This window comes from Acinetobacter sp. YH01022, assembly GCF_013420235.1.
Classification (GTDB): Bacteria; Pseudomonadota; Gammaproteobacteria; order Pseudomonadales; family Moraxellaceae; genus Acinetobacter.
This window is the reverse complement of sequence record NZ_VOYP01000098.1, coordinates 1-1753: the sequence shown is the minus strand read 5'-3', so window position 1 is coordinate 1753 and position 1753 is coordinate 1. Positions and strand designations below refer to the sequence as shown.

Below are 1753 nucleotides of genomic sequence, written 5' to 3'. Positions count from 1 at the left end.
TACGAATACCAGTTCCTACAGCATAACCCGCAACACCTGCACCGGCGACTGCAGCAACCGGAGCTGCCATTCTAGCAGCAGTTACAGCACCACGACCCACAGTACCTGCTATAGCACCACCTTTACCTCCACCTAAAACAGCACCTACCGTACCAGCAGCAGCCACGGCACCCAATGCAACAGCTGCTGCATAGGCAGAAGCAGCCAAAGCTTCATGTCCTTTAGCGGTGTCTGTAATCACATCTTTAAAACTTCCTAATGAACCTGATACAGCATCATAAGCCTTAGACTGAGCAAATAAGCCTTCTTGATTTGCTGCTTGATCTTTAGCCCATTCAGTCTGTTTGATCATGCTTAGATCGGCATCCACAGTACCTGCAGCATTACCAATTTCTTTTTCCAGGGCAACTGTCTTATCTTTATTATAGACAGCGGCCATAGCCGCCATTAATGCTTGACGGTCTGCAATGATCTGCCCCATTTCAGAACCCATGGCAATATTGCTCATGTCTTCAAGTTTGGCTTTGCGTTCTTCTGGTGTCTTGGCTGCCTGGGCTTCTTTTTGTAATTTAGAATATTGCGAATTGCCTTGCAGCTGGCGCTCTAGCAATTTTACAAAAGCTTCTACACCATAAACGCCCTTATTTCTTTGATCTATAGAATAGGTGGCCCAGTCAAATTCCTGACCAACGACTTTACCTTTTTTATTTTTAACGGCTTTTGTTGGAAGTCCGCTTGTATCTTCAACTGCTTTAGAAACTGAATCACTAAATTCACGACTAGAAAGTTTTTGCAGTAAATTGACTACGTTATTTCCGGCAGTAGCACTATCTGATGCAGTGGTTTTTGCCACCTGGTTTAAAGCCAATAATTTTACTAAACCCTCATCTCCGGAGTAACCAGAAGCACGCGCCATTGCCATTTGTTCGGGCAAGAATTTTGCCATATCCTTATATTCAAATGACCCCACCTGACCAGCCCGCATAGCCCGATCCTGAGCCAGGCTTAAGTCTTTTACACCAAAGTTTTGCATTGCCAGCGTCATTTTTGCGGCATCAACGGTATCCGCACCAGCAGCAAATGCGGTTTTGGCAGAGGCCTTTAAAGCAGGTGCAACATTATTGGCATCGTATTTACCAGAAGCGATCAGTTCATTTAAGGCAGCAGCAACATCTTCACGTTTACCCCCACCAGTCCGTACGGCATCTTTTACATAACCTTCTAATGTACCAATTTTGCTTAAACGTTGTTCTGCTGTTAAACCTTGCCCACCTGTCGCAGTGGCTGCAATGTAGGTCATCTGTTCAGCATAATCGCGTGGCTTCTGTAAAGCACCAGATACCACCATACCTCCGGCAGTAGCACCACCAGCTAATGCGGTTCCTTTTTGCCAGAGTGAAACGGTTTGCTGGGCTTCTTGCTTGGTTTGACGGCTTGATTGCGCGACCTGTTTCATCCAGTTCGCTATTTGCTGAGCACTGGCTTGTTGTTGTTTTAGCTGTTGGCTTTGCAACTTGGTCTGAATTGATTGCTGGCGAAGCACCCCCTCAAGCATCCGGTTGGTACGCAATAAATTTTCACCTGCGCGTGCCGTATTGACAGTGGCTTGAGTTCCAGCTTTCGCTATTTGTACAAACTTGGCATTAGCGGAACCGATCTGTGTCCATTGCTGATTAATTTTAGTTGTCGCTTGAATTTGCTGATCGGAAATTTTTTTCATTTCCTGACCGGCATTGCCTTTAATCTGCAGCGT

General features: G+C 45.8%; 1 protein-coding gene. It reads right to left on the bottom strand.

The window, feature by feature from the left end:
- A partial coding sequence (locus FTT87_RS15785) for a phage tail tape measure protein (RefSeq protein WP_257230602.1) occupies positions 1–1753 on the bottom strand: 1753 nt, incomplete at both ends.